Below are 20,664 nucleotides of genomic sequence, written 5' to 3' on the forward strand. Positions count from 1 at the left end.
TGCGACTAGAGAAACTGCTAGCACGATTACGTCACCTCTAAGGTGGGTCATAAAGGTAGCAAGCCACCTCATGCTCCTTGGCAATCAACTGCCGCGTTGGCGATTGTTGAGCATCGAACTGTACAAGCAGGCACCTGTCTTGCGCATCGACTCGCGCCGCCTCCCAAAGAGAGGCATGCTTGGCCGAAAGCACCGCCTGTAACTCATCACGCGCGGCGGCTTCCGTGGCCTCTTCCGTCAGCGCCAACTGGGCCGACAACCCTGTCACACTGACACCCGCCAACTGGTGAAGCTCACCTCCTCGAATGCGCCACTCACTCATTGCCGTTGCCACATCACGTCCCTCCCAGCCACAGCAGGGCATCGCTTTGGGGCAGCGCGTATGAAAATGGCAGCCATTTGGCGGTTCTACGGCGCTTGGAATCTCACCGGCACTCTCTAGCGGGGCTTTGAATACCGAGGGGTCTGGCTCAGGACTAGCGTCCAGCAACAATTGTGTGTAGGGGTGTTTACGCTCACGAATCAGTGTATCCGTAGGGCCTACTTCTACGATTTCACCGAGGTACATGATGGCCGTTCGATCCGCCACATAACGAATCGTGGGCAAGTCATGGCTAACGTAGACAAATGAAATTCCCAGTTCATTGCGGAAGCGCCGCATCAGGTTGAGCACCCCGGCTCGAATCGACACATCCAGCATTGAGACCGGTTCGTCGGCCACCATAAAGCGCGGCTCCAGGACAATGCCTCGCGCAATGGCTACCCGCTGCCGCTGCCCGCCAGAGAGTTCGTGGGGGAAGCGTTCCTGATAGGCACTAGCCGGCTTTAGACCCGCGCGCTCCAGCGACTCAACCACACGTTTTTCTAACTCGTCACCCTCGGCAAGCTTATGAATAATCAGCGGCTCGGCGACAATATCGTAGATTGTAAAACGCGGATTAAGCGTTTGGTACGGGTCCTGAAAGATCATCTGGGCGCTGCGCCGGAAGGCTTTCAGCTCACTCCCTTTTAGCGTTGCGATGTTCTTACCATCAAAACGAATTTCGCCTGCGGTGGCATCCTGGAGACGAACCAGCATCTCACCCGCGGTCGTTTTACCTGACCCAGATTCACCCGCAAGCCCTAGGATTTCGCCTTCACGTAGCTCGAAGTCGATATCATCAACGGCATGCACCTTGCGCTCTTGGCGCTTGCGACCAAAGCCTTCAAAAAAGCCCTGCTCCACGGGAAAGTGCTTCTTTAACCCCTGCACTTCAAGCAGCGGTATCTCGCTCATACGCCGTTCAAGACTACCCGCGCCCTGCACCTGTTCGCCTAGACGCTCACCGGCGATTTGCCAAGTATCATTCTTGGCCGCCTGCTGACGAAACTCCGACGCCTGCTCAGGGTAATGGCAAGCAGCCTGCCGCCCCTCTCCTACATGCGTTAACACCGGGGTTTCCTCGCTGCAGTGCTGGGTGGCAAACGGGCAGCGCTCAGCAAAGCGACAGCCCGCAGGCGGGTTGAGCAAATCTGGTGGGCTACCCGGAATCGAGATCAACTCTTTCTGCGCCCCCTCCAATGTAGGAAAGGCATTTGTCAGCCCCATGGTGTAGGGATGAAAAGGTGACGCAAATACCTCTCGTACCGGCCCTGTCTCCATAATGTGCCCCCCATACATCACCGCCACTCGGTCACAGGTCTGAACGACCACGGAGATGTCGTGGGTAATAAAGATCAGCGCCAAGCCGCGCTCACGGCGTAGCTTCGTCAGGCGAGATAAAATCTGCGCTTGAGTCACCACGTCCAGTGCCGTCGTTGGCTCATCCGCCACGATCAGCTGAGGGTCCAGTGCTAGTGCCATGGCAATCACGGCACGCTGCTTCATACCACCACTCATTTCGTGTGGATAGGCAGAAAGCCGTCCAGGGTCAATCCCGACATCACGGAATAACTGCTCGGCGTGAGCCCAGGCTTCTTTGCGGTTAATCTTGCGGTGCGCGCTCATGGCCTCAAGAATCTGGTCACCCACAGTATAAACTGGGTCCAGGGCATTCATAGCGGCCTGAGAGATCCAGGCAATCTCATCCCAACGCACCTTGCGCATGGCCTCGGGGTCGAGATTCAACAGATCCCGGCCCGCAAAATCAATCCGCCCTTTGGGCACTAGGCCATTCGGTGGCAATAGGCGCAGCATCGCCTTGGCGGCGGTGGTTTTACCACACCCCGACTCACCCACCAGCCCCAGGGCTTCACCAGGTGCCAGATCAAAGCTTACGCCATCGACGGCCTGCACCGGGCCGGCCCCTGTTTGGTAGTGAATGGCCAGGTCATCGATGGTCAATAGTGGTTTTGTGGTCATCGACGTGCCCTCAATCGTGGATTAGCGACTAACTCGAGCGAGCGAGAGATGAAAAACACAGAGAGCACTGTGATCATAATCAGTAGACCTGGCGGTAGATTCCACCACCACGCGTCGCGCCAGGCACCAGATAAGCGGGCGTTATGTAAAATACCACCCCAGGAGATCGACTGCGGCGGCCCTAGCCCCAAGAAGGACAGCGTGGCTTCCGCAATAATCGATACGCCAACAATAATTGCCAGCTCAAGGAATACCAGCGGCATCACGTTGGGGAAGATATGCAGATACATAATGCGCAGATCGGACGCCCCTGCCACACGCGCCGCTTTCACAAAAGGCCTTTCACGCAGACTCAGCACCTGGGAGCGGATCAGCCGCGCGACAGTTCGCCAAGTAAGCAGCGACACCGCAAGAATCACAATGAAAAGACTAGGCTCAAACAGCAGCACTAAAATGAGCGCAAAAGGCTCGAAGGGGATACCGTACATGACATCCACTGTGCGCATTAACACTGTCTCAGTTCGGCCACGGAAGTACCCAGCCACTAACCCAACATTGGCACCAATCAAAACGACCAACGCCGCACCCAAAAAACCTACCAGCAGAGCAATCTGAGAGCCGTGGATGTTCTGGCTAAATAGGTCGCGCCCCAGGTGATCGGTACCAAACCAGTGCTCACCGCTCGGCGGTGCCAAGCGATTCACAAACCGATCGGAGCCGATAGCAAAGAAGCTATCTTCGGTGACCATTAATGCCCTTAAGTGGCGCTCTTCGTCACTGGGCACCAGCTGCCATTCGCCTCCTGGTTCACGCTCGAAGACAATACCGCTGCGGCCCACCGCGAACGCATGGCCCTCGTCGGTTATCCAACCAGCGCGCATGGCGCGGGAGTCCGGAGCACTCTGGCTCTGCCAGCGAGCCTGGGCACCCTCACGTACCAGCAAGGTTCCCCGCTCGCCAACAATCAGCCCCGCCCCGCTATCCGCAATATGGATATGATTGAGTTCACGATTGCCGGGCAGCCTCTCCAGGCTCAGGCTATCGTCCTGGGGGTCAAGGCGGAGCGCTATACCACGGTCGCCGACCAGCCAGGCGCTTCCGTCTGTGTCCAGCGCCACCGAATTGAGTTCGAAGCCGCGACCCACTGGGCTCTCCAACGATGTCACCTCTCCGCTGACCAAGTTCAATAGCCAGACCGTTTCGCCACCGCCCACCAACAGTGCTGTGTTGTCATCGCGCCAGGCGATGTCATTGACACTTAGCGGTTCGGGCATCTCAAAAGTCTGCCAGGTGTCGTCTGGGCTCCACAGCGCCACCGTACCTTGAGCGCCAGCCACCAGGGTTGCACCGTCTTCACGAATATTGACAGCGTTAAGCGTCGTGGTGATAGGTGTATCGAGAGGCGACCAACCATCACCCGCATAGCGCCACACCACACCGTCGCGGCCTACTGCCATGCCTAGCCCATCACGGTAGTCGGCAGCATTAAGGGTGACTTCGCCGAGCGGTGAAGATGCCAACCAATGTACTTGGTCACCGTCGACGCTACGCATGAACAGCGAGCCCTCCTCGCGCTCGTTAACCGCCAGCGGCTCATGGGTGGATAGAAACGGCGCAAATAGCGCCATAGCGATAATCGACAGCAGCACGAAGAGACCCACGAGCGCCAGCCGATCGCCCAGGATGGCCTTTACAGGCTCCTGAGCACTTTTCAGAAATCGAGATCGGTTCATTTGAAGCTCACCCTTGGATCCAACATGGTGTAAAGAATGTCGACCAGCAGATTAAGAGTGACCACGAAAGCGGCCATCACTAGGAAACTGGCTTGGGCAAGAGGGAAATCAGAGGTACGCACCGAATTGAGGATTTCTCGCCCCAACCCAGGCCACGAAAAGACCACCTCGACGACCACTTGACCACCCGCCGCCAAGCCAATCGTCACCGCTAACTGGGTGACCACTGGCAACAACGCATTACGAGCAGCATGAGCATAGAGAATGCGGCGTTCTGGCAAACCTTTAGCACGCGCCATTTCGATAAAGTCTTCGCCATAAACTTCCAGCATGGTGTTGCGCATAATCAGTAGCGGCGACCCTAAATAGTAGAGAGCTACCACCAGCGCTGGCAGGATCAGGTGATGCAGGAAGTCGAGGGTAAATATCTTGTCAAAAAACCCCGACGCTTCGTAGGGCAGCGTGCGCATCCCACTGGTAGGTAACCAGCCAAGCCCAATGCCAAAGACCAAGATAGCGATCATTCCTGTCCAAAACATTGGCGCAGAACGGAACATCAAGCCGACAAAAATACCGCTGGTATCTACCTTGCTACCACGACGCCAAGAGAGCCAGGCACCTAATGGCGCACCGACAGCATAAGCCAGCACAATCGCAGGCAGCATCAGCACCATGGTGTTTCCTAGCCGCTCCCAGATGATGTCTGCAACAGGGGCACGATAGTGAAAGGAGTAGCCAAAATCTCCCTGCAAAATATTGGCTAAGTAGATCAAGTATTGCTCCCAGATTGGTCGATCAAGACCAAAGCTGGCGCGTATGCGCTCACGCTCCTCGGGGTTTAGCCCCTCAGTAATAAGCGCTGCGGTGGGGTCAGGTAACCCTAAGCGGAAGAGAAAGAATAACAACGTGGCGATGATAAACAGCGCCATAAAACCGTGCAGAACACGGCGTATCAGATAACTGCTACGTGATGACATGACGGACTCGCTGTGAACGGCCGTTCACCCTGCACAGCCTTGTGGGCGTGCAGGGTGGTGGCACCTATATTAAGGAAGGATGTACCCAAAGCGCTTAGCGCATCAGACGACCATCCTCGTCCCAGGAGTAACCGGCCTCTTCCAGCTCGGCACGCGCCGCATCCATATCAAACTCAAAACGCTCGATAAAGGCGTCATGCCAGAAGGTGTTAACCGGCGCAATCACACTCGATCCGACTTCGCCACGGCCATCGAGCAGCACATTGACCATGCGCTCACGATCACTAGCCATGGTCAGAGCGCGACGTACAGCGCGGTCATCAAACGGCGGTCGACGTAAATTGAAGGTTAAATGGAAGTATCCAAAGTCGGGTACATTGACCACGGTGAGGTGATCCTGGCTTTCAGCCAAGCTAATCTGACCAGGCTCCATGCGCCAAGCTGTCACATCGATTTCGCCAGTCTGCAAGCCTGTGTAGACACCTTCCATATCGGCATAGATGATGAACTCCACACCATCAACCGCGATGTTGTCAGCATAGAAGTGCTCATCGAACTTACTGATGGCCATGAACTCCCCCCGGTCAAAACGCTCGAACTGGAAGGGCCCAGAGCCAACCGTGGGTGTCTCGCTGGGGCTCAGCGTAGACGCATCGTCTATCTCAGACCAGATATGCTCGGGCAGAATGGGAATCTGTGATAAAGAAATGCTTGCGAAGGAAGCAGATGGCTCTTTTAGGTGGAAGTGAATCGTCAGCTCATCGACTACCTCCGCCCGCTCTAACGCCGCTAGGTAGGAGTTGAAGTAGCTGTAATCCTGCTCAAGGTAGTAGTTCCAGGTAAAGGCAACGTCACTGGCCGTTACTGGCTCGCCATCGTGAAACGTCATGCCTTCCCGAAGCGTCACCTCAATCGTGGTGTCGTCAACTTGCTCTACCTTCTCAGCCGCCCAAGGGAGTGGCTCTACATCAGCGGACAGACGTACTAAACGATCATAGTAGAGGCGCATCCATTTCCAGCCCCATACTGAGGTGGATGCCAGTGGGTTAAGGTTGTCTGGCTCCTGCGGCCCACCGATACGCAGGGTGCTGCGCTCGCCTACCGGGACAGCTTCCATTGGCCCCCATTCGCTGTACAGCCCCTCACCGGCCATCGGCTCAAAACCTTCGAAGGCGTCATGGTTGTAGGCCACTACCTCATCGCGGAAGAAAAGCACGATCAACGGCGCATCGGGTTTATAGAGTTCCTGCATCTCCATGACCAGTTGCTGGCGCTCTTCTGGGTCGAAGGCTTGCGACTGTTGATCGAAGAGGGCGTCAAACTCAGGGTTATTATAACCACCAGGGTTATTGCCACCTGGCGAAGACTGACGAGAATCCAACGTGCTCAGGAAAAATTGCGGATCCAAGCGATCTGTACGACCACTCCAACCAAGAATCGTCGCGTCAAAATCTTGCTGATCATAGAAGCGCTCAAGCGCAGTACTAAATTCCGTCGGCGCTACCGTGACATCTAGCCCCAACTCTCTCCAGCGCTCAGCGACAATAAAAGCCGCCTCATAGCGGATTGGATCGTAAGACTCAGTCGTCGTTGTAAGCGTAATCGAAGGCAAAAGTTCTTGTTCTTGTGCCTGAGCCTGGGTAGCAAACACGCTCACCCCCAGTGCCACTGCCAGCACTCGTCCTGAGATCTGCGGCACGCCCAAAGCGCCTATTAGACGCTCTGTGATTGCTGTACTCATTTTCTCTCCCTAAGGTCACTGACCAAGTAGGTTTATTCATTTGTATTTTTAGTTACCCTACTAACTTAAGTGAACAACAATTAAATCGTCAAACGTCCTCTTAAACGCTGCTGCACGAGCCATTACGCATATACGTAGCTTTCTGGAATCGTCTATAAACGAATAAAGCGCCTTAAAAGGCGCTTTATTCACACAAACTAGCTAATTAAAACCAACAAGTTACGACCCAGCGGGACCGCCTAACGGATCAGAAGGACGGCGACGAGGCTCATCGTCATCTTCTTCACTATCATCGCCTGAAGCACCAGGAGGTGTGTCATCCGACTTCTCTTCAGTCTTTACTTCAGGCTTGTCATCGTTAGCGTGCGTACCACCACCAGATGAATCACCGTCGTTCCAACCTTCTGGCGGACGTGGCTCGCGCCCTTCCATGATATCTTTCAACTGGTCGGCATCGATGGTTTCGTACTTCATCAATGCTTCGGCCATAGCGTCCAACTTGTCACGATTATCTTCCAAAATCTGACGCGCTTGCTCGTAACATTCGTCGATGATCTTGCGCACTTCTTTATCTAGACGCGAGGTGGTTTCACCAGACTTCAGCTTACCGCCACTTTGACCAGGACCGCCAAGGAACTGATGAGACTCATCCTCATCGTACATGATCGGCCCCATTTCACTCGACAGCCCCCACTTGGCGACCATGTTATGGGCAAGCTCAGTAGCGCGCTTAATATCGTTTGAGGCACCGGTGGTCACACCGTTAGCGCCCAACGTCATCTCTTCAGCAATACGACCACCAAACAGCGAGCAAATTTGGCTGAGAATTTGCTGGCGCGACAGGCTGTAACGGTCTTCTTCTGGCAGGAACATCGTGACGCCTAGCGCACGACCACGCGGGATGATCGTCACTTTGTACACAGGATCATGCTCTGGCGCTACTAAGCCAATAATGGCGTGACCTGATTCGTGATATGCCGTGTTGAGCTTCTCTTTATCAGTCATGACCATCGATTTGCGCTCAGCGCCCATCATGATCTTGTCTTTAGCAAGCTCCAGCTCTTCCATGGCAACCAAGCGCTTGTTACGACGGGCTGCAAACAGCGCAGCCTCGTTTACCAAGTTCGCCAGATCCGCACCCGAGAAGCCTGGCGTACCGCGCGCAATCAACTGCGGCTTAACATCATCGGCCAGCGGCACTTTGCGAAGGTGAACCCCCAAAATGTGTTCACGGCCACGAATATCCGGCAGGCCAACCGTTACTTGACGGTCAAAACGCCCCGGACGCAACAAGGCAGGATCGAGAACGTCAGGGCGGTTAGTTGCTGCAATAACGATAACGCCTTCGTTAGCTTCGAAGCCATCCATCTCTACCAGTAACTGGTTGAGTGTTTGCTCACGCTCATCGTTGCCGCCGCCCATACCAGCACCGCGCGAGCGGCCAACGGCATCGATTTCATCGATAAAGATGATACAAGGCGCTTGCTTCTTGGCCTGCTCAAACATGTCGCGCACACGGGAAGCACCAACCCCGACAAACATCTCCACGAAGTCTGAACCTGAGATAGAGAAAAACGGCACCTTCGCTTCGCCCGCAATGGACTTGGCCAGCAACGTTTTACCTGTACCAGGCGGGCCTACCATCAAGACACCGCGCGGGATCGTGCCACCCAAGCGCTGGAATTTAGTAGGATCACGCAGGAAATCAACCAGCTCTTCTACTTCTTCCTTCGCTTCATCACAACCTGCGACATCAGCGAAAGTGGTCTTAATCTGATCCTGAGAAAGCAGCTTAGCTTTGGATTTACCGAAGCTCATCGGGCCGCCTTTACCGCCGCCAGCTCCACCCTGCATTTGGCGCATAAAGAACATAAATATGGCCAGGATTAGCAGAATCGGGAAGCTCGCAATCAGCAAACGTGTCCAGATACTTTGTTGCTCCGGCTCTTTGCCTATCACTGTTACGTTGTTGCTTAACAGATCATCGATCAGCTTAGGATCTTCGGCGGCAGGACGAATAGTCTGAAACTGAGAACCATCCGTACGCTCACCGGTGATGGTAAAGCCATCAATGGTGACGCTGCGTATCTGCTGATTTTGCACCTGTTGCACAAACTGAGAGTAGTTTGTTGCTTGTGGTGCGCTTTCCGTACTGAAATTATTGAACACTGTCAGTAGAACGGCCGCGATGACCAACCACAGAATCAGGTTCTTCGCCATATCGTTCAAGGGGCTACCCTCATTACAAGAATCCGTCAGTTAACCGTTAATACTCAGACCTTACACTAGAGCTTAACGTTCAACCATTGCCAAAGCACATTCGGCTTTGGGCCATCTGTGTCACGCTCGTCCAATGTGCATAATGTGACACACCTTACGACTGCCTGTCTGGCAATCGTGGTGATAAATCTTTGCTATTACTTGCTAGCACAGGGTCGCATTTCGTTATCCACGAAACCCTTCCGCTAGAAAATAGACTTCCCGTGAGCGCGCCCTCGAAGCATCCGGCTTGCGAGTCACGACACGGTCAAAACTACTACGGAGCTCTTTCAAGTAGGTATCAAACCCTTCGCCTTGAAAAACTTTAGCCAGAAAGCGCCCGCCAGGGGGTAGCGTTTCTCGAGCGAGCTCAAGTGCTAATTCTACAAGATACATTGCCTGAGGCTGATCAATCGCCGCCATACCACTCATATTGGGGGCCATGTCTGACATCACAAGGTCTACTTGGCGATTTCCTAGGCGCTCTAGAATCGCATTAAGTACACTTTCTTCAGTAAAATCACCTTGGATGAAGTCTACGCCTGCCAGGGCATCCATCTCTAATATGTCTGACGCTATCACGACCCCTTCAGGCCCCACCTTGTCTGCGGCAATTTGACTCCATCCGCCAGGCGCAGCCCCTAGGTCAATCACCGTCATGCCAGGGCGGAATAACTTATCTTTTTCATCTAACTCAAGCAACTTATAGCTTGCACGGGAGCGATAGCCATCCTGCCAGCTCTGCTTGACGTACTGATCGTCAAAATGCTCCTTCTTCCAGTTATTGCTGGTCTTACTTACTGAATGTTTACGGCTTGGGGGCTTTTGCTGCATGTAGGCATCTAACACTGGAATAGAAGATGGGCGCATTCACGCGATTGCTTTCACTTAGCGGCATTTCACCGTAAGATGGAGCGTTAAGCGCTAACTGGGATACCGCAAGATACCATGAGCTTGTCACAGGCACAAAAGAAAGCATTTCGTAGCATTGGCCACCACCTTAACCCGGTGGTCACCGTTTCTGAGAACGGCGTCTCCGAAAACCTGCTCGCAGAACTCAGCCGCGCGCTCAATGACCACGAGCTAATCAAAGTAAAACTTGCCCTGCCAGAGCGTGATGATCGTGCTGCTATGCTCAACGAGCTGATTGCCGACAGTAACGCCGAGCTGGTGCAAACCATTGGTAAAATGGCGCTACTCTATCGCCGCAATCCAAAGGTAAACCCCAAGCTTTCCAACATCACACGCTTTGAGAACCATCACGGGCGGCATTAACCCAAACGTGGCACTTGAATAAACGTGAATCTAAAAGGCCCGCGGTGGTTACATCGCGGGCCTTTTAGTGTGCCGCCAACTAAGGCAACAGGGTGCGAGCGCGATAAAGACGCCCACACCCCGCTTCACAGCGATAAATCAGAGATGCTCAACACTCTCAATTTCGTACTCAACATCGCCGCCGGGCGTTTTAACAACGACTACGTCGCCCTCTTCTTTACCAATCATCGCGCGGGCAATGGGAGAGGTCACGGATATACGCCCCTCTTTGATGTTGGCTTCATCTTCACCAACGATGCGGTAAGTAACGCTGGCGTCACTATCCAGGTTTAGCAACGACACGGTGACACCAAAAATCACTTTGCCGGTTTTGGGCAGTTTGGTGACGTCAATTACCTGAGCGCCTGAAAGCTTACTTTCAATTTCCTGAATACGGCCTTCAATAAACCCTTGCTGCTCGCGAGCGGCGTGGTACTCGGCGTTCTCTTTGAGATCACCATGTTCACGCGCTTCAGCAATAGCAGCAATGACTTGAGGACGGGCTTCGCCCTTCAAGTGATTAAGCTCTTCGCGAAGACTTTTTTCTCCCGCTACCGTCATCGGGACCTTGTTCATTGACTTGCTCCTGCATGCAGATCCTGAAGGCGCCGCACCGTAATCTCCCTACCGTACTCAAGCGCCATGCAAACAGCATTAGCACCCGCCAAGGTGGTCGCATAGGGCACCTTGCGCGCGAGAGCAGTACGGCGAATAATTGAAGAGTCGTTAATAGCCTGACGACCTTCAGTTGTGTTCACGATGTAGGCGATTTCGTCGTTCTTCAGCAGATCGACGATATGGGGACGGCCTTCGTAGACTTTATTGACGTGCTCCACGTCCAGTCCAGCAGCTTCAAGTGCCGCTGCCGTTCCGCGCGTTGCACATAATGTGAAGCCCAATGTTAGCAGAGAACGTGCCACTTCGATAATCCCCTGCTTGTCAGGCTCACGCACAGAAAGGAACGCTTTACGGTCGCCACTCAACGCTGGAATGGCTTCGCCAGCACCCAACTGCGCCTTAAAGAAGGCTTCTGCAAAGGTCTCTCCAGAGCCCATCACCTCACCCGTCGACTTCATCTCCGGCGACAGAATCGGGTCAACACCCTGGAACTTGTTGAACGGGAACACCGCCTCTTTGACGCTATAGAAGTGCGGGATAATTTCGCGCTCAAAGCCCTGCTCGGCCAGTGTTTTACCCGCCATGCAGCGCGCCGCAATCTGCGCCAACGAGGTGCCGATGCACTTAGACACAAACGGCACGGTGCGCGAAGCACGGGGGTTAACCTCGATGACATAGATCTCGCCATCCTGCCACGCCAACTGCACGTTCATCAGACCTTTAACACCAAGCTCGACGGCCATTTTCTTGACCTGCTCGCGCATTTCATCCTGCACATCGGCAGGCAGCGAGTAAGGTGGCAGCGCACAGGCGGAATCACCAGAGTGAACCCCCGCCTGCTCAACGTGCTGCATAATGCCGCCAATCACCACCTGCTGACCGTCAGATACGGCGTCGATATCAATCTCGATCGCCGCGCTTAAGAAGTGGTCAAGCAAGACGGGGGAGTCGTTAGACACCTTCACCGCATTGGTCATGTAGTTTTCAAGCTCGGAGGCATCATAAACAATCTCCATCGCACGACCACCCAGTACGTAGCTAGGGCGCACCACCAGCGGGTAGCCAATGGCCTCTGCCTTGGAAAATGCCTCTTCAAAGCTGCGAGCGGTGGCGTTGGGCGGCTGCTTCAAGCCTAGCTTGTCGATCATCACCTGGAAGCGCTCGCGGTCTTCAGCGCGGTCGATGGCGTCCGGCGTGGTACCAATAATCGGCACGCCTGCTGCCTCTAGCTCACGGGCAAGCTTCAACGGCGTTTGACCACCGAACTGCACAATCACGCCTACCGGCTTCTCTTTATCGGCAATTTCCAACACATCTTCCAGCGTTACCGGCTCAAAGTAGAGACGATCAGAGGTGTCGTAGTCGGTAGAAACGGTTTCCGGGTTGCAATTGACCATGATGGTTTCATAGCCGTCATCGCGCATCGCGAAGGCAGCATGAACACAGCAGTAATCGAACTCGATGCCTTGACCGATACGGTTCGGGCCACCACCCAATACCATAATTTTCTGACGATCCGACACATCCGCCTCGCACTCCTCTTCATAGGTGGAGTACATGTAAGCGGTATCAGAGGCAAATTCCGCAGCACAGGTGTCGACACGTTTATAAACCGGACGAATGCCCGCTGCCTGACGCGTTTTGCGGAACTCTTTTTCCGACACACCCAACAGCTTGGCCAACCGTGCATCACCGAAGCCCTTGCGCTTAAGCAGGTAAAGCTCACGGGCAGAGAGGTCAACCAGGGCGCGCTTGGCGACGGCATTCTCGGTCAGCACCAGGTCTTCCAACTGCACCAGGAACCAAGGGTCAATATTAGTGAGCGCAAATACCTCATCAACACTCATTCCAGAACGCATGGCGTCAGCCACATAGAAAATACGCTCGGCACCAGCGGCCTGAAGCTCGCCCTGGATGATAGCCATGTTGTCTGGCGTGAAATCGGTGATGATCGGATCAAGGCCATCGTTACCGGTTTCCAGACCGCGCAGCGCTTTCTGCAGCGACTCTTGGAACGTACGGCCAATCGCCATCACTTCGCCAACTGACTTCATCTGGGTGGTCAGGCGGTCGTTTGCCTGGGGGAATTTCTCGAAGGTAAAGCGCGGAATCTTAGTGACGACATAATCGATTGATGGCTCAAACGACGCGGGCGTGCGGCCACCGGTAATATCGTTTTGCAGCTCATCCAGGGTATAACCTACTGCCAGCTTGGCAGCGATTTTAGCAATCGGGAAGCCAGTGGCCTTAGATGCCAGCGCCGACGAGCGCGATACCCGCGGGTTCATCTCGATGACCACTAGGCGACCAGTTTTTGGGTCCATACCAAACTGTACGTTGGAGCCGCCGGTTTCTACACCAATCTCGCGCAGTACCGCCAGGCTAGCGTCACGCATGATCTGGTACTCTTTGTCGGTCAGCGTTTGCGCTGGCGCGACGGTAATCGAGTCACCGGTGTGAACGCCCATCGGATCGAAGTTTTCAATCGCACAGACAATGATGCAGTTGTCATTCTTATCCCGCACCACTTCCATTTCGTACTCTTTCCAACCCAGCAGCGACTCATCAATCAACAGCTCGTGGTTGTTGGAAAGCTCGAAACCACGCGTACAGATCTCCTCGAACTCTTCTTTGTTATACGCCACGCCGCCGCCGGAGCCGCCCATGGTGTAAGAAGGACGAATAATGGTCGGGAAGCCTAATTCAGCCTGAATTTCCCAGGCCTCGTCCATGGTGTGCGCCACTTTCGCTTTCGGGCACTCCAAACCAATACGCTTCATAGCTTGATCGAACAGGTCGCGATCTTCAGCCATGTTAATCGCATCGGCGTTGGCACCAATCATCTCGACGCTGTATTTCTCCAGCACACCATGCTTTTCAAGGTCAAGCGCACAGTTCAGCGCTGTCTGGCCACCCATGGTGGGCAGAATCGCGTCCGGGCGCTCGGCCTCAATAATCTTCTCAACCGCCTGCCAGGTAATCGGCTCGATGTACGTTGCATCGGCCATGGCTGGGTCGGTCATGATGGTGGCCGGGTTGGAGTTAACCAAAATAACTCGGTAACCCTCCTCGCGCAGTGCTTTACACGCCTGGGCGCCAGAGTAGTCAAATTCGCAGGCCTGGCCGATGACAATCGGGCCAGCGCCAATGATAAGAATGCTGTTGATATCGGTACGCTTAGGCATAACGGTTCCCGCAAAATAGGTGACGATGAGCGACAAAAAACGGCGTTACATGGCGGCCATTAAGGGCAGCGTTAGCGGCGTGCCTGCATCATGGCAATAAAGCGATCAAACAGCGGCGCCACATCGCGCGGGCCGGGGCTGGCTTCCGGGTGCCCCTGGAAGCTAAACGCCGGGCGGTCAGTAAGCTCAATCCCTTGGAGCGTGCCATCAAACAGCGAACGGTGCGTGGCCCGCACGTTAGCCGGAAGAGTCGCCTCATCGGCAGCAAAGCCGTGGTTTTGGCTGGTAATCATTACCGTGCCGGACGCTAAATCTTGCACCGGGTGGTTGGCGCCGTGGTGGCCGTGGCCCATCTTGATAGTTTTGGCACCCGAGGCCAGCGCCAGCAATTGGTGACCAAGGCAAATGCCAAATACCGGCGTGTTGGTTTCCAGCACTTCTTGAATCGCCTTAATGGCATAATCACAAGGCTCGGGGTCACCCGGACCATTAGCCAAAAAGACACCATCCGGGCTCATTGCCAGCACGTCAGCAGCAGGCGTTTGTGCCGGTACAACCGTCAACCGGCAGCCGCGCGCGGCCAGCATACGCAAGATGTTAAATTTCACACCGAAGTCGTACGCCACCACGTGGTAAGGACGCTCACCTTTCGTAGTATCAGCGTAACCCTCGCCCAGGGCCCACTCGCCTTGCGTCCATTCGTAAGCCTCTTTGCACGAGACTTCCTTGGCCAAATCCATCCCCTTCAATCCAGGAAACGCCTTCGCCGCCGCCAGTGCCCGATCTACCGCATCATCGCCCTCTGCTTCTGCGCCCGCCAGAATCGCGCCATTTTGCGCCCCTTTATCACGCAGAATGCGCGTTAAACGGCGAGTATCGATATCCGCAATGCCCAGCACATTTTGGCTTTTCAGATAATCAGAGAGTGTTTGCTCAGAGCGGAAACTGCTGGCCAACAAAGGGAGATCACGAATTACCAAGCCCGCTGCCGCAATAGACGCGGACTCCACATCTTCGGAATTAATGCCGGTATTGCCGATATGGGGATAGGTCAGCGTGACGATTTGGCGGGTGTAAGAAGGATCAGTGAGGATTTCCTGGTAGCCGGTCATGGCTGTATTGAACACCACCTCACCGCTTGTGACTCCATCCGCGCCAATAGCAGTTCCGTGAAACACACTGCCATCTTCCAGGGCCAATATCGCGGGTTTGCTCAATGCGGGGTTATTCAAGACAAGTTCTCCCATGCTGGTGGGAGCCTGTGGGCGCAGGCTCGGCGATCCGGTTTGTCGGCGTTTGCGTGCAAACGTCGGGTCGTAAAAAAGCGGGACGAAGCCGATAGTAAAAAACCGGTTTCATCCCGCTTGTTGTTCTCTTCCGTGGCTAATGGCCATGGTGCAGCGTTTAGCTGACTATTCTCTTACCTAAGGCCAGTGCAACAAGCGCGGTGCTTACCCTACAGAGATTCGTTCGCTGCAGATATTTTGCTGCTTTTTTGCAGCCACTGGGCCAAAATTTTTGGAATGTTACAGGATTTATCGACCTTAGGCTAGGCCTTTGTTGCCAAGAAAGTGCCAGGGATAGCCCTGGCTGCGAGTCAGCTTAGCTCTAACACATCCTGCATATCGTAACGGCCATGCGCTTTGCCAGCGACCCAGCGTGCAGCGCGAACCGCGCCTTTAGCAAAGGTCATACGGCTGGAGGCTTTATGGGTAATTTCGATACGCTCGCCTTCGGTGGCAAACATCACTGTGTGTTCGCCAACAATGTCGCCAGCGCGCACGGTGGCAAAGCCGATCTCTTTGTCGGTGCGCGGACCACACTGACCTACCCGTTCATAGACGCCATGCTCTTTTAGCGTGCGGCCGATGCTCTCTGCGACCACTTCACCCATCTTTATCGCCGTGCCGGAAGGCGCATCCACTTTATGACGATGGTGCGCTTCGATGACTTCAATATCGTAGCCTTCATCGCCGAGGGCTTTTGCAGCCGTCTCAAGTAACTTGAGGGTAAGGTTAACGCCGACGCTCATGTTGGGCGCGAACACCATAGCGACTTTATCGCGGTAACTATCCAGCTCGGCCAATTCGTCATCGCTCATCCCTGTGGTGCCAATCACAATGCGCTTGCCGTGCTCGGCGCAGAACGCCAAATTTGCCAAGGTTACCTGCGGCGCGGTGAAATCGATCAACACGTCGAAGTCGCCCACAATCTCGTCGAGAGAATCTACCGCCACTACACCACGCTTGCCAACACCTGCCAGCTCACCGATATCAGTACCTGCCAAAGAACTACCCGGCTCAACAATACCGCCTGCTAGCGAGGCATCCGCCTGCTGATCTACCGCATTTACTAATGTGCGGCCCATACGGCCAGCTACGCCTACAATGGCAATTCGGGTCATGAAAACTCCTGCGCGTGCGTCGTTCGGCATCAAACGTGATTTAAAAAAACCAAGGATAAAAAGTGACCGCGATTATAACAGACCCCCCTTAGTGATGCGGGGCTAAAGGTAGCCGCGCGTACCATCCCAATTAGTTTTCCCAAACGATTTCTAGCGGCTCGTCTTTGGCCATACGCACGAGGTGACTTTCCACCACGCCCTCCAATTGGTCTAGGTGTTCCTCTTCAAGCGTTTCGATGGACACCAACAATCGTCCCGCTTCGACATGCATTAGGCAGGTGCCGTTGGTAAATACAATTTTGGCATCCTGCTCGTTATGCTCGACCTCAAGCTTATGCGCCCAGTGCTTGCACAAGCGATTGATCAAGCGCTCGCCAGAAGGCGTTACGATTTCGGCACGGGATAAAGGCATCGTGTTTTCTCCATAAAGTTAGCAAGTTAGCTCTTACTAGCGTAATTCTCACAATAGAAACCGCAAAGTAAGAAATAAGAATTCCTTGCAACAACATGTTTCTGTTCATCGAAACGCCCACTTGCAACCCTGAACCACACGCCGGAAAGACCCCGTAGCCCAATGCCCCACCCAGGGCGAGATGCCTCATCCGCTAGCATTTGCCCTCGTCCTTGCGTGCAAATAATCCACTTTTTAAAAGGGTATCGAATAGCCAGCAAACGATAGGCCCATCACGCTAGCTATTTTACACCAAGCAACTCAGTGCTTTGGCAATACGTAACCTACAAAAACGCCCCAGCACTTGAAGGTGCTGGGGCGCTGATGTGACGCGAAGAAAATCGCCGTTACGGCTTCATCTCTTCAAAAAACTTCTTCACGCTGTCGAAGAACCCTGTCTTCTTCGGCGAGTGACTATGGCTGTTACTACCATCGAAGCTTTTTTGCAGCTGGCGTAGTAGGTCTTTCTGCTCGTCGTTAAGGTTGACCGGCGTTTCCAGTACCACCTTACACAACAGGTCACCCGCTGCGCCGCCGCGTACCGGCTTCACGCCTTTGCCGCGTAGCCTGAAAAGCTTGCCGGTTTGGGTTTCCGGCGGAATCTTTAGCTTCACGCGACCATCAAGCGTGGGTACTTCCAACTCGCCACCCAGGGCAGCATCAACAAAGTTGATTGGCACGTCACACTGCAAGTGCTTGCCTTCGCGCTGGAAGATGTGGTGCGGCTTGATAGACACTTGGACGTACAAGTCACCAGGCGGACCACCATTAATACCACTTTCGCCTTCGCCATTCAGGCGAATCCGGTCACCTGTATCAACACCCGGCGGAATCTTCACAGAAAGCGTACGCGTTTCCCGCACGCGACCTTCGCCATTACATTTGTGGCACGGCACTTTAATCTGCACACCGGTGCCATGACAGGTCGGACAGGTCTGCTGCACAGCAAAGAAGCCCTGCTGCATACGCACCTGACCGTGACCATGACAGGTGGGACACGTCACTTTACTGGTGCCTGGCTCGGCGCCTTCACCATCGCAGCGGTCACACTCAATGTGACGAGGCACGCGAATATCTACGGTAGTGCCCGCAACGGCACTTTCCAGATCAAGCTCTAGGTTGTAGCGCAGATCAGAGCCACGAGCGGGGGCATTAGGGCCACGACGACGGCCACCGCCGCCACCGAAAATGTCGCCAAACACATCGCCGAAGATGTCGCTAAAGTCACCAGCGCCACCGCCGCCGAAACCACCGCCGCCAAAGCCACCGCCCTGACCGTCAACACCGGCATGACCAAACTGGTCATACGCTGCGCGTTTTTCGCCATCGCTTAAGACTTCGTACGCTTCAGACACCTCGCGGAATTTCTCCGCTGCAGTGTTATCGTCCGGGTTTCGATCAGGGTGGAATTTTTGCGCCAAGCGGCGGTAGGCCTTTTTGATCTCTTTCTGATCGGCCCCTTTTTCGACACCCAGGACTTCGTAATAATCGCGTTTGGACATGGGTCCTACGCCTCCTGGTTAGCTACGCACTTAATTAGGCGTCTCTGCTACGGAAACAGCAACGCGGGAGTTGCCTCCCGCGTCACCGCATTCCTTAGCAGAAAGAGGTGGGTTATTGCTTTTTCTGGTCGTCGTTGACTTCTTCGTACTCAGCATCAACCACATCTTCCTCCGGCTTGGCGCTGGCATTTTCAGCACCTTCGCCGTCCGCCTGCTGAGCGGCTTCTGCCTGCTCGGCGTACATTTTTTGTGCTAACTGGCCAGACACTTCGGTCAGCGCATCCAGTTTCTGCTGGATGTTGTCCGGATCGTCAGTCTTCACCGCTTCTTCCAGCTCGCTGATAGCAGTCTCGATGGCTTGTTTCTCGTCATCGGTCGCTTTATCGCCCGCTTCCTGTACAGTTTTGCGCGTGGCGTGAATCATGCCGTCTGCTTGGTTACGCAGCTGTACAAGCGCTTCGAACTTTTTGTCCTCGTCAGCGTGAGCTTCCGCGTCGCGTACCATTTGCTCGATCTCTTCATCAGAAAGACCGCTGGACGCTTTAATGACAATGGACTGCTCTTTGCCAGTGGCTTTGTCTTTCGCCGACACGTTCAAAATGCCGTTGGCATCCAGATCGAAGGCCACTTCGATTTGCGGCACACCGCGCGGCGCCGTAGGAATATCAGCGAGATCGAAACGTCCAAGCGACTTATTCTGGGATACCTGTTTACGCTCACCCTGCACGACGTGAATCGTCACCGCCGTCTGGTTGTCATCCGCCGTGGAGAAGGTTTGCGTCTTCTTCGTGGGGATGGTGGTGTTTTTGTCGATCAGCGGCGTCATTACGCCACCCAGGGTTTCGATACCTAAAGTTAGCGGCGTTACGTCCAGCAGCAGCACATCTTTGACATCACCGCCGAGAACACCGCCCTGAATCGCCGCACCAACAGCAACCGCTTCATCAGGGTTTACATCTTTACGTGCTTCTTTGCCGAAGAAGTCAGCCGCTTTCTTCTGCACCATTGGCATACGTGTCTGACCACCGACCAGAATCACTTCGTCGATTTCAGACGCAGACAAACCAGCGTCTTTCAATGCAACTTTGCAAGGCTCAAGCGAGCGCTGTACCAGATCTTCAACTAGCGACTCCAGCTTAGCACGCGTCACCTTCACGTTAAGGTGTTTCGGGCCAGTGTTGTCAGCGGTAATGTACGGCAGATTCACATCGGTCTGCTGGGCGCTGGAAAGCTCAATCTTGGCTTTCTCGGCGGCTTCTTTCAGACGCTGCATCGCGAGGTTGTCGCCAGACAGGTCAATTCCGCTATCGGTTTTGAACTGGTCAACTAAGTAGTTAATCAACGCCAGGTCGAAGTCTTCACCGCCCAAGAAGGTGTCACCGTTAGTGGCCAACACTTCAAACTGGGTTTCGCCGTCAACGTCGGCTACTTCGATGATAGAAATATCGAAAGTACCGCCACCCAAGTCGTATACCGCAATGGTTTTGTCACCACGGGATTTGTCCATACCGTAAGCAAGCGCCGCTGCGGTTGGCTCGTTAATGATGCGCTTAACATCCAAGCCGGCAATACGACCCGCATCTTTGGTGGCCTGACGCTGACTATCGTTGAAGTAGGCAGGTACAGTGATAACCGCTTCTGTTACTGCTTCGCCAAGATAGTCTTCGGCGGTTTTCTTCATTTTCTTTAGCACTTCCGCGCTGACCTGCGGTGGTGCCATTTTTTTGCCTTTTACTTCCACCCAAGCATCACCGTTGTCGGCTGCGGCGATTTTGTACGGCACCATTTTGATGTCTTTTTGTACAACGTCGTCTTTGAAGCGACGGCCGATCAGGCGCTTGATTGCGTAAAGCGTGTTTTCAGGGTTAGTCACCGCCTGGCGCTTAGCCGCCTGACCAACCAGTGTTTCACCATCGTCTGTGTAGGCGATGATAGAAGGCGTGGTGCGGCCACCTTCAGCGTTTTCAATGACTTTAGCGCTGTCACCATCGAGCACGGCCACACAAGAGTTGGTGGTGCCCAGATCGATACCAATAATGCGTCCCATAGCGAGAACCTCGAATTCGGTTGTTACTAAACTAAAAATGTAATTTTTTAAAACTAATTCTTAAAAACTAATTCTTAGAAGCGTCATCTTTT

At 54.2% G+C, this 20,664-nt stretch carries 14 protein-coding genes; 1 reads left to right on the forward strand and 13 read right to left on the reverse strand.

The window, feature by feature from the left end:
• Positions 1 to 37 precede the first annotated feature (37 nt).
• The 6 genes from HZS79_RS12825 to rlmE all read right to left on the reverse strand — a co-directional run bounded on the left by HZS79_RS12825 (position 38) and on the right by rlmE (position 9,885).
• Positions 38 to 2,341: an ABC transporter ATP-binding protein gene (locus HZS79_RS12825; protein WP_179928083.1), complete on the reverse strand. Its 2,304-nt coding sequence runs from the start codon at positions 2,339 to 2,341 to the stop codon at positions 38 to 40.
• Positions 2,338 to 4,074, reverse strand: coding sequence for an ABC transporter permease subunit (locus HZS79_RS12830; RefSeq protein ID WP_179928084.1), 1,737 nt, complete (start codon positions 4,072 to 4,074; stop codon positions 2,338 to 2,340). The genes HZS79_RS12825 and HZS79_RS12830 overlap by 4 nt, the downstream gene beginning before the upstream one ends.
• A complete protein-coding gene (locus tag HZS79_RS12835) occupies positions 4,071 to 5,051 on the reverse strand; it encodes an ABC transporter permease (protein WP_162218799.1) in 981 nt (326 codons plus the stop codon). The genes HZS79_RS12830 and HZS79_RS12835 overlap by 4 nt, the downstream gene beginning before the upstream one ends.
• 94 nt (positions 5,052 to 5,145) lie before the next feature.
• Positions 5,146 to 6,792, reverse strand: coding sequence for an ABC transporter substrate-binding protein (locus HZS79_RS12840; protein ID WP_162218798.1), 1,647 nt, complete (start codon positions 6,790 to 6,792; stop codon positions 5,146 to 5,148).
• 219 nt (positions 6,793 to 7,011) lie between these two features.
• Complete coding sequence (gene ftsH, locus HZS79_RS12845) at positions 7,012 to 9,021, reverse strand: ATP-dependent zinc metalloprotease FtsH (RefSeq protein ID WP_162218797.1); 2,010 nt, start codon at positions 9,019 to 9,021, stop codon at positions 7,012 to 7,014.
• Between the two features lie 216 nt (positions 9,022 to 9,237).
• A complete protein-coding gene (gene rlmE / locus HZS79_RS12850) occupies positions 9,238 to 9,885 on the reverse strand; it encodes a 23S rRNA (uridine(2552)-2'-O)-methyltransferase RlmE (RefSeq protein ID WP_162218838.1) in 648 nt (215 codons plus the stop codon).
• A 114-nt stretch (positions 9,886 to 9,999) separates the two neighbouring features.
• Here rlmE and yhbY point away from each other — a divergent pair, with 114 nt between their 5' ends.
• Positions 10,000 to 10,326 carry a ribosome assembly RNA-binding protein YhbY gene (yhbY, locus tag HZS79_RS12855; RefSeq protein ID WP_162218796.1) on the forward strand — a complete coding sequence of 109 codons (327 nt, stop codon included), beginning with the start codon at positions 10,000 to 10,002 and terminating at the stop codon, positions 10,324 to 10,326.
• 138 nt (positions 10,327 to 10,464) lie between these two features.
• Here yhbY and greA read toward each other — a convergent pair whose 3' ends face one another.
• From greA to dnaK, 7 genes are all read right to left on the reverse strand, one after another.
• Entirely contained in the window at positions 10,465 to 10,941 is a 477-nt protein-coding gene (greA, locus tag HZS79_RS12860; protein WP_009723748.1) for a transcription elongation factor GreA, read from the reverse strand.
• On the reverse strand, positions 10,938 to 14,168 hold the full coding sequence (gene carB, locus HZS79_RS12865) for a carbamoyl-phosphate synthase large subunit (protein WP_162218795.1): 3,231 nt from the start codon (positions 14,166 to 14,168) through the stop codon (positions 10,938 to 10,940). The genes greA and carB overlap by 4 nt, the downstream gene beginning before the upstream one ends.
• Positions 14,169 to 14,239: 71 nt before the next feature.
• The gene (gene carA, locus HZS79_RS12870; protein WP_179928172.1) at positions 14,240 to 15,385 is read right to left on the reverse strand and encodes a glutamine-hydrolyzing carbamoyl-phosphate synthase small subunit; all 1,146 of its coding nucleotides are present in this window, start codon (positions 15,383 to 15,385) and stop codon (positions 14,240 to 14,242) included.
• Positions 15,386 to 15,765: 380 nt separating this feature from the next.
• A complete protein-coding gene (gene dapB / locus HZS79_RS12875; protein ID WP_162218793.1) occupies positions 15,766 to 16,572 on the reverse strand; it encodes a 4-hydroxy-tetrahydrodipicolinate reductase in 807 nt (268 codons plus the stop codon).
• A 130-nt stretch (positions 16,573 to 16,702) separates the two neighbouring features.
• Positions 16,703 to 16,984, reverse strand: coding sequence for a DUF2218 domain-containing protein (locus HZS79_RS12880; RefSeq protein WP_179928085.1), 282 nt, complete (start codon positions 16,982 to 16,984; stop codon positions 16,703 to 16,705).
• A 386-nt stretch (positions 16,985 to 17,370) separates the two neighbouring features.
• Positions 17,371 to 18,525, reverse strand: coding sequence for a molecular chaperone DnaJ (gene dnaJ, locus HZS79_RS12885; RefSeq protein ID WP_162218791.1), 1,155 nt, complete (start codon positions 18,523 to 18,525; stop codon positions 17,371 to 17,373).
• Between the two features lie 112 nt (positions 18,526 to 18,637).
• Entirely contained in the window at positions 18,638 to 20,572 is a 1,935-nt protein-coding gene (gene dnaK / locus HZS79_RS12890) for a molecular chaperone DnaK (RefSeq protein ID WP_162218790.1), read from the reverse strand.
• Between the last annotated feature and the right edge of the window lie 92 nt (positions 20,573 to 20,664).

Source organism: Vreelandella zhaodongensis (genome assembly GCF_013415115.1).
Lineage (GTDB): Bacteria > Pseudomonadota > Gammaproteobacteria > Pseudomonadales > Halomonadaceae > Vreelandella > Vreelandella zhaodongensis.

Excerpts from the sequence above, each read along its gene's own strand:
- greA (WP_009723748.1), bottom strand. The coding sequence starts at position 10,941 with ATGAACAAGGTCCCGATGACGGTAGCGGGAGAAAAAAGTCTTCGCGAA.
- HZS79_RS12880 (WP_179928085.1), bottom strand. The coding sequence starts at position 16,984 with ATGCCTTTATCCCGTGCCGAAATCGTAACGCCTTCTGGCGAGCGCTTG.
- dapB (WP_162218793.1), bottom strand. The coding sequence starts at position 16,572 with ATGACCCGAATTGCCATTGTAGGCGTAGCTGGCCGTATGGGCCGCACA.
- rlmE (WP_162218838.1), bottom strand. The coding sequence starts at position 9,885 with ATGCAGCAAAAGCCCCCAAGCCGTAAACATTCAGTAAGTAAGACCAGC.
- HZS79_RS12825 (WP_179928083.1), bottom strand. The coding sequence starts at position 2,341 with ATGACCACAAAACCACTATTGACCATCGATGACCTGGCCATTCACTAC.
- carB (WP_162218795.1), bottom strand. The coding sequence starts at position 14,168 with ATGCCTAAGCGTACCGATATCAACAGCATTCTTATCATTGGCGCTGGC.
- yhbY (WP_162218796.1), top strand. The coding sequence starts at position 10,000 with ATGAGCTTGTCACAGGCACAAAAGAAAGCATTTCGTAGCATTGGCCAC.
- dnaK (WP_162218790.1), bottom strand. The coding sequence starts at position 20,572 with ATGGGACGCATTATTGGTATCGATCTGGGCACCACCAACTCTTGTGTG.
- HZS79_RS12835 (WP_162218799.1), bottom strand. The coding sequence starts at position 5,051 with ATGTCATCACGTAGCAGTTATCTGATACGCCGTGTTCTGCACGGTTTT.
- HZS79_RS12840 (WP_162218798.1), bottom strand. The coding sequence starts at position 6,792 with ATGAGTACAGCAATCACAGAGCGTCTAATAGGCGCTTTGGGCGTGCCG.
- dnaJ (WP_162218791.1), bottom strand. The coding sequence starts at position 18,525 with ATGTCCAAACGCGATTATTACGAAGTCCTGGGTGTCGAAAAAGGGGCC.
- HZS79_RS12830 (WP_179928084.1), bottom strand. The coding sequence starts at position 4,074 with ATGAACCGATCTCGATTTCTGAAAAGTGCTCAGGAGCCTGTAAAGGCC.